Annotated in this window: 2 protein-coding genes; both read left to right on the top strand. The window is 74.8% G+C overall.

Features of this window, described 5'->3' with window-relative positions; genetic code table 11:
* The coding region (locus ACZ4UB_RS16910; protein WP_468070847.1) for an SDR family NAD(P)-dependent oxidoreductase at window positions 1–2316 on the top strand (2316 nt) is incomplete at its 5' end.
* A 146-nt stretch (window positions 2317–2462) separates the two neighbouring features.
* On the top strand, window positions 2463–9002 hold the full coding sequence (locus ACZ4UB_RS16905; protein WP_468070845.1) for an SDR family NAD(P)-dependent oxidoreductase: 6540 nt from the start codon (window positions 2463–2465) through the stop codon (window positions 9000–9002).
* Window positions 9003–9031 lie beyond the last annotated feature (29 nt).

Raw genomic sequence — 9031 nt, 5'->3', positions numbered from 1 at the left:
GGGCGTGGTGAGGGTGTCGTCGCGATTCCCTCGGTGCGGGTCGGGCAGGGCGAGCTGGCGTCGTTCGTGCAGGGCCTGGCCCGGCTGCACACCCGCGGTGCTGCGGTGTCGTGGCCGGAGCTGCGTCCCGGGCGTCGGGTCGCGTTGCCGACGTACGCCTTCAACCGACAGCGCTACTGGCTGGACGCCCCCGCCGCCACCGGCGAGGAGCACACCTCCGAGGTCGACCAGGCCTTCTGGTCCGCGGTGGAGGGCGAGGACATCGAGGTCCTGGCCCGCACCCTCGGTGTGGACGAGGGGGAGCGGCAGGCGCCGCTGCGGGAGATCCTGCCGGTCCTCGCCGGCTGGCGCCGCAGGTCCAAGGAGCGTTCGGACCTCGGCGCGCTCTGCTACGACGTGAACTGGCGCTCCCTCGCCGAACCGGCCGCACAACCGACCGGCACCTGGCTGAAGATCACCGCCGGTGGCACGGCGGCCGCGGAGTGTGTGGCCACGTTGGAGCGACAGGGCCTCGATGTCGTGACCCTGGACGTCTCCGCCGACCTGGCGGGCGCCACGGACCCCGACGACCTCGCCGAGCGGCTCCGTGCCGTGGTCGCGGACACACCCGTGCGCGGAGTGCTGTCCCTCCTCGCGCTGGCGGACGACCAGGACGACGCCTGGCTGCTGGCCGCCACCCACGCCCTGGTGCGCGCCCTGGGCGAGGCGGACGTGCCGGCGCCCCTGTGGTGCGTCACCCAGGGCGCCGTCGCCGTCGCCGCCGAGGCGACCAGGCCGGGCCAGGCGCAGGTGTGGGGCCTCGGCCGCGTGGCCGCGCTGGAGCACCCGGAGCGCTGGGGCGGTCTCATCGACCTGCCCGAGGAGTTCGGGGTACGGGACACCGCACGGCTGGGCGCCGTCCTGGCCGGGACCACCGGCGAGGACCAGGTGGCGCTGCGCGTCGGCGGAATCCTCGCCCGGCGCCTGCGGCGCGCCCCCCTCGCGGTCACGGTGGACAGCGCGGGCTGGACCCCGCGCGGCACGGCCCTGGTCACCGGCGGCACCGGCGCCCTCGGCGCCCACGTGGCCCGTTGGCTGGCGCGCTCGGGAGTGGAGCACCTGGTGCTGACCAGCCGCAGGGGCCGCCAGGCCCCCGGGGCAGCGGCCCTGGAAGCCGAACTGATCGGCCTGGGAGCCACGGTGACCATCGCCGCCTGCGACGTCGCCGACCGGGGCGCGCTGGACGCACTGCTCGGCGAGCTCGCGGCCGACGGGGTGCGCGTCACGTCGGTGCTGCACACCGCGGGCGTCTCCCAGTCCAGCCGCATCGACGGGACACCGGCGCACGAGGTGAGGGCCATCAGCTCGGGCAAGATCGACGGCGCACGCCACCTCGACGAGGCCTTCGCCGACACCGAGCTGGACGCGTTCGTGCTGTTCTCCTCCACCGCAGGCATCTGGGGCGGCGCGGGACAGGGCGCCTACGGAGCCGCCAACGCCTACCTCGACGCGCTCGCCGAACGGCGCAGGGCGCGCGGCGCCGTCGCCACCTCGGTGGCGTGGGGGCCGTGGAGCGAGGGCGGCATGGCGGCACAGGGCGACGCCGAGGCGCAACTGCGCCGACGCGGCGTGCGGGCGCTCGCGCCCGACACCGCGCTGGTCCTGCTCCGGCACGCGGTCGACCAGCGGGTGACCTGCCTGACGGTGGCCGACGTCGAGTGGGAGAAGTTCGCCCTGTCGTACACCTCGACGAGGCCCAGCGCCCTGCTGTCCGACATCCCCGAGGCCCTGCGGGCGCAGGCACCCGCCGCGCCCGCCGAGGACGACGCGTCCGAGCTCGTACGACGCCTCTCCGGGCTCTCCGGCGCCGAGCGGCAGCAGGCGCTGACCGAGCTGGTGCGCACCCACGCGGCGGTCGTGCTCGGACACACGGGGATCGCGGCGATCGAGGCGGACAAGCCGTTCCGCGACGTGGGCTTCGACTCGCTCGCGGCGGTCGAGTTCCGCAACCGGCTGGCCGGGGCCACCGGGCTCGCCGTGTCGGCCACCTCGATCTTCGACTACCCCACCCCGGCCGAACTCGCGGAGCACCTGAGCTCCCAACTGGGTGAGGGCGAACTGTCGGAGAAGTCCGTGCTGGCCGAGATCGACCGTCTCGAGGGAAGGCTCGCCGCGGTCGCGGCCCAGGCCGCCCCCTCGCCGGACGTCCTGGCCAGGCTGACGGCCCTGGCGGAGCGCTGGTCCTCGGACGCGCCCCGCGAGGCGGCGGCCGAGCACCTGCGGTCGGCGTCGCGCGACGAGGTCTTCGACTTCATCGAGAACGAGCTCGGCCTGTGAACCACAGCAGTCCGGGAAGCACCAACGGGTCGGCGCACGACGGCGGGCCCCTGAGCACGAACGAGCCGGCGCACCCCGGCAGCACCGCGCGCACCAGTGGCGAGCGGCAAGGACCGATCCGGCGCGACACACGAATGGGATCCACCATGGATGAGGACAAGACTCTCGACTACCTCAAGCGGGTCAGCGCCGACCTGCACAAGGTCCGCGGCCGGCTGCGCGAGGTCGAGGACGCCGAGCGGGAGCCCATCGCGATCGTGGGGATGGGCTGCCGGTTCCCCGGCGGCGTCGGCTCCCCCGAGGAGCTGTGGAAGCTCGTGCTCCAAGGAGCCGACGGCGTCAGCGAGTTCCCCACGGACCGTGGCTGGGACCTGGACGCCCTCTTCGAGGGCGCCCCCGGTCAGGAGGCGGGATCGGCCACCCGCGCCGCCGCGTTCCTGCACGACGCCCCCGACTTCGACGCGGACTTCTTCGGGATCTCGCCGCGCGAGGCCCTGGCCATGGATCCGCAGCAGCGGCTCCTCCTGGAGACCTCCTGGGAGGCCATCGAGCGGGCCGGTCTCGACTCCAGGGCACTGCGCGGCAGCAGGACCGGTGTGTTCGTCGGCACCAACGGCCAGGACTACGCCACCTTGATGCTCGGCAACAACCAGCCCGAGCTGGCCGGTTTCATGGGGATCGGCAACGCCGCGAGCGTCGCCTCCGGCCGCATCGCCTACACCTTCGGCTTCGAGGGCCCGGCGCTCACCATCGACACCGCCTGCTCGTCCTCTCTGGTCGCGCTGCACCTGGCCGCGCACGCACTGCGCAAGGGCGAGTGCACGATGGCCCTCGCGGGCGGCGTGACGATCATGTCGACGCCCAGCATGTTCACCGAGTTCACCAAGCAGCAGGGCCTCGCCTCCGACGGCCGCGTCAAGGCCTTCGCGGCCGCGGCCGACGGCACCGCCTGGGGCGAGGGCGTCGGCGTACTGCTCGTCGAGCGGCTCTCGGACGCCCGCCGCAACGGCCACCGCGTCCTGGCCGTGCTGCGCGGATCCGCCGTCAACCAGGACGGTGCGTCCAACGGTTTGACCGCGCCCAACGGTCCCGCGCAGCAGCGCGTCATCCGCCAGGCGCTCGGCAACGCCCGCCTGGCGGCCGCCGAGGTCGACGTCGTCGAGGCGCACGGCACCGGTACCACGCTCGGCGACCCCATCGAGGCCCAGGCCCTGCTCGCCACCTACGGCCAGGACCGCCCCGAAGGCCGCCCGCTGCTGCTGGGTTCCGTGAAGTCCAACATCGGCCACACGGCGGCCGCCGCGGGCGTGGCCAGCGTCATCAAGACCGTGCTCGCCCTCCAGCACGGCCTCGTGCCGCCCACCCTGAACGTGGACGAGCCCACCCCGCACGTCGACTGGAAGGCGGGCGACGTACGGCTCGTCACCGAGGTCACCGACTGGCCGAGCACCGGGCGCCCGCGCCGCGCGGGCATCTCCGCCTTCGGCGTGAGCGGCACCAACGCCCACGTGATCCTGGAGCAGTTCGAGGACGAGGTGGTCGAGGCGGGTCCCGAGACCCCCGCACCCGTGCCGCTCGCCGCGATCGGCGCCACCGTGCCGTGGGTCGTCTCGGGCCACACCCCCGCCGCACTGCGCGAACAGGCCTCCCGGCTGCGGCAGTTCGCCGCCGACCCGGCCGCGGACGTCCTCGCCACCGGCCGCGCGCTCGCTCTGCACCGCACCGCGCTGCGCCACCGTGCCGTCATCCTCTCCGGGGACCGGGACGGGCTGCTCTCCGGCCTCGACACCGTCGCCGGGCAGGAGTCCTCCGCGCACGTCACGACGGGCGAGGCCGCCTCGTCCGACGCGAAGGTGGTGTTCGTCTTCCCCGGCCAGGGTTCGCAGTGGGCGGGGATGGCCATCGACCTCATGGCCGCGTCCCCGGTCTTCGCCGAGGCCATGCGCGAGTGCGCCGACGCGCTGACCCAGCACCTCGACTGGGACCCGCTCGAACTGCTCCGCAGCGGCGAGAAGCTGGAGCGCGACGACATCGTCCAGCCCGTGCTGTGGTCCGTCATGGTCTCCCTCGCGCGGCTGTGGCGCTCCCTGGGCGTCGTGCCCGCCGCCGTCGTCGGCCACTCGCAGGGCGAGATCGCCGCCGCCTGCGCGGCCGGTGCGCTCTCGCTGGCGGACGGCGCCCGCCTCGTGGCCCTGCGCAGCCGGGTGTTCAACGAGCACCTGTCGGGCAAGGGCGCCATGTACGCGCTCTCCGCGACGCCCGAGCAGGCCGCCGCGCTCATCGGGGGCCGGGCCGGAGTGTGGATCGCCTCGACCAACGGCCCCGAGTCCACCGTCGTGGCCGGCGACCTCGACGCGCTCGCCGAGGTGAACGCCGAGGCCGAGGCCGCCGGGATGCGGCCGCGGAAGGTCGGCATCGAGTACGCGTCCCACACCCCGCACACCGAACGGGTGCGCGAGCAGCTCCTCGACCTCGCCGCGCCGGTCACCCCGCGCGCCGGGGACACCCCGATGTACTCGACCGTCACCGCCGGGCCCGTGCCCGGCGAGAGCCTCGACGCCGAGTACTGGTACCGCAACCTGCGCGAGCCCGTCCGCTTCCACGAGACCATCCAGCTGCTCCTGGACGAGGGCAACACCGCCTTCGTGGAGGTCAGCCCGCACCCGGTCCTGCTGACCGCGGTCCAGGACACGGTCGCGAACCAGCCGGCGGGCTCCCGCGCCGCCACCGTCACCGGCACCCTGCGCAGGAACGACGGCGGCACCCGCAGGCTCCTGACCTCCCTGGCCCAGCTGTGGACCGGCGGCGTCCACGTCGACTGGGACGCGGTGTACGCCACCGACCCCACCGCCGCCACCGGCGCTGTCGACCTGCCCACCTACGCCTTCCAGCGCCGCCGCTACTGGCTCTCCGGGGGTACCGGCGGCGCGGCCGACGTCTCCGGCGCCGGGCTCTCCCTCGTGGGGCACCCGCTGCTGTCCGCGGGCGTCGAGGCCGCCGACGGCGACCGCTACGTACTCACCGGCAGGATCTCCACCCGCACCCATCCCTGGCTCGCCGACCACCAGGTCCTCGGCCGGGTCCTCGTACCCGGTACCGCTCTGGTCGAACTCGCCCTGCGTGCGGGCGAGTACGCGAGCTGCGACCAGGTCGCCGAACTCATCCTGGAGAGCCCGCTGGCCCTGGCCGCCGAAGGACCCGGCGTCGACGTCCAGGTCACCGTCGGCGAGGCCGACCCGGACGGCACCCGTCAGGTGCGGGTCTTCTCCCGCCCCGCCGGCGCCGACGGCGGCGCGCAGGAGTGGACGGGACATGCCAGCGGCACCCTGACCGCGGAGCCCGCCGCCGCGCCCGTGGCCGAGGAGTCCGCCTGGCCGCCGGCCGACGCCACGCCCGTTCCGGTCGAGGGCCTGTACGAGCGGCTGACCGAGTGGGGCTACGCTTACGGCCCCGTCTTCCAGGGGCTGCGCGCCCTGTGGCGGCGCGGCGACGAACTCTTCGCCGAGGTCGCCCTGGACGAGCGCGGCGGCGCGGACGCGGCCCGCTTCGGCGTGCACCCGGCGCTGGTCGACGCGGCCCTGCACAGCCAGATCGCCACCGCCCTCGACCAGGAGAGCGGCATCGAGCCGAGGCTCCCGTTCTCCTTCGGCGGGGTACGCCTGCACGCCACCGGAGCCACCGCGGCCCGCGTCCGGCTCACCCCGAACGCCGCCGGCTCCCTGTCCCTGACCATGACCGACTCCGCGGGTCTGCCGGTGCTCACGGTCGACGAGCTCACCTCGCGGCCCGTGGGCGGCGCCGACCTCCGCGAACGACCGCGCGTGGACGGCCTGTTCCGCCTCGACTGGGTCGCGTTGCCCGAGGCCCCCGTACAGTCCGCGCAGAGCCCGGCCGTGCTCGGGAGCGCGGGCGACCTCGCCCCCGGCGCCGAGGCAGCCGTCCGCTTCGCCGACCTCGCCGCGCTCCAGGAGACCGTACGCACCGGCGGGGAACTGCCCGGCGTGGTACTGCTGCCCGCGCCCGCGGGCGGCGACGACACCCTGGCCGCCACCCGCGAGGTGACCGGCGATGTCCTCGACGCGCTGCGGGCCTGGCTCGCCGCCGAGGAGACCGCGGACGCCACCCTCGCGGTCGTCACCCGCGGCGGAGCCGCCGCCGTGCCCGGCGACAGCATCGACCCGGTGCAGTCCGCGGTCCGCGGCCTGGTCCGCTCGGCCTGCTCCGAGAACCCCGGCAGGATCGTCCAGATCGACCTGGACGGCGACGCCCGCTCGGCCGCCGCCCTGCCCGCCGCCGTCGCCGCCGCCGTGGCGGCGGGGGAGACGGAGAGCGTGGTGCGCGCGGGCGCCCCGCTGGTGCCCCGGCTCGCCCGCGTGGTGCCCGCCGACACCCTCACCCCGCCCGCCGACGGCGCCTGGAGCCTCGACGTGGACGGCAGCGGCACCCTCGAAGGACTGCGGCTCGTGTCCTGCCCCCAGGCCGAGGCGCCGCTGGCCGACGGCCAGGTCCGCGTCGAGGTCCGGGCGACCGGCGTCAACTTCCGCGACGTCCTGCTCGCCCTCGGCGTCGTCGACGTCGCCAAGTCCTTCACCGAGATGGCCTTCGGCTCCGAGGGCGCGGGCTTCGTCGCCGAGGTCGGCCCCGGCGTCACCGGCGTCCGGGTCGGCGACCGCGTCATGGGCCTGCTGTCGGGCGCGTACGCGGGCCCGCTGGCCGTCACCGACGCCCGCACCATCGCGCCGATCCCCACCGGCTGGTCCTTCGCCCAGGCCGCCGCCGTGCCCACCGTGTTCCTCACCGCCTACTACGCGCTGCAGGACCTCGCCCGCATCAAGGAGGGCGAGTCGCTGCTCGTCCATGCCGCGGCCGGCGGTGTCGGCATGGCCGCCGTCCAGCTCGCACGCCACTGGGGCATCGAGGTGTACGCCACCGCCAGCGAACCCAAGTGGCCGACCGTGCGGGCCTCCGGCATCCCCGCCGAACGCCTCGCCTCCTCGCGCACCCTGGACTTCGCCGAGACCTTCCGCGCCGCGAGCGGCGGCCGGGGTGTCGACGTCGTCCTCAACTGCCTGGCACGGGAGTTCACCGACGCCTCGCTCGACCTCCTGGTCCCCGAGGGCCGGTTCATCGAGATGGGCAAGACCGACATCCGTGAGCCGGAGGCCGTGGGCGCCTCCTGGCCCGGCACCTTCTACCGCTCCTTCGACCTCGGCGAGGCGGGCGCGCAGCGCATCGGCGAGATGCTCACCCACCTCGGCCAGCTCTTCGAGGAGGGCGTGCTCACCCCGCTGCCGGTGACCACCTGGGACGCCCGCCGGGCGCCCGAGGCCTTCCGCTACCTCAGCCAGGCCAAGCACGTCGGCAAGGTCGCCCTCACCATTCCCACGGCGACCCTGGACGGCACCGTCCTGATCACCGGCGGCACCGGCTCCATCGGCGCCTCCGTGGCCCGCCACCTGGCCGAGCGGTACGGCGTCACGGACCTGGTGCTCACCAGCCGCCGCGGCCCCCAGGCGCCCGGCGCCGCCGAACTCGTCGCGGAGCTCGCCGAACTCGGCGCCACCGCCCGCGTGGTGGCCTGCGACGTCGCCGTACGCGCCGACCTCGTCAGCCTGTTGGCCGGAATCGACGACCTGCGGGGCGTGGTGCACGCCGCGGGCGTCATCGACGACGGAGTCATCACCGCCCTGAACCGCGAGCGGTTCGACACGGTGCTGCGCCCCAAGGCCGACGCCGCCTGGCACCTGCACGAGCTCACCCGCGGCAAGGACCTCGCCCTGTTCGCGCTGTTCTCCTCCGCCTCCGGCGTGTTCGGCGCGCCCGGCCAGGCCAACTACGCCGCGGCCAACGCCTTCCTGGACGGCCTCGCGCACCACCGCCGCCGCCTCGGACTGCCCGCACAGTCCCTGTCCTGGGGGCTGTGGGCGCAGGCCAGCGGGATCACCGGCGAGCTCGGCCGGGCCGACCTCGACCGGATGGCACGTACCGGTGTGCGCGCCCTGTCCACCGCCGACGGCCTCGCCCTCTTCGACGCCGCCACCGGCGACAACCACACCCACACCGTCCCCGTACAGCTGGACCCCTCCAAGTTCACCGGCGACGTCGCACCCCTGCTGCGCGGCCTGGTCAAGGCCCCCGCCAAGCGGACGGCGTCCGCCGCCGCGGACACCGCGGCGGGCGGCGGGTTCGCCGAGCGACTGGCGCGGCTGTCCCCGAAGGAGTGCGAGGAGCTGCTCACCGAGGAGGTGCGCCGGCAGGCCTCGGTGGTCCTCGGTCACGAGGACATCGAGACCGTGGACGCCGAGCGGCCCTTCAAGAACCTCGGCTTCGACTCGCTCACCACCGTCGAGCTGCGCAACCGGCTCAACGCCCTCACCGGTCTGCGGCTCTCGGTCACCGTGCTGTTCGACCACCCCACGCCCGCGGCCGTCGCGGCCCACCTCAAGCAGCAACTGCTCCCGGAGATCGACCCGGCCGCGCTCGCCGCGAGCCGGCTCACCGCCCTGGAGGCCCTGCTCGACGAGGTCACCGAGGACGACCCGAGGCGCGCGAACCTCACCGTGCGGCTGCGGTCGGTACTCGCCAAGTGGACCGGGAGCGAGACCGTGAGCGACCCGGTCAGCCTGACCGACGTGAGCGACGCGGAACTGTTCGAGCTCATGGACAACAGGCCCTGGTCCAACTGACCTGCAGGCGGGGCCGCCCCGCCGCCATG

The sequence above is a fragment of the Streptomyces sp. NPDC028419 genome (assembly GCF_055565515.1).
The sequence above is the reverse complement of the archived record's forward strand: the minus strand, read 5'-3'. Positions and strand labels throughout refer to the sequence as shown.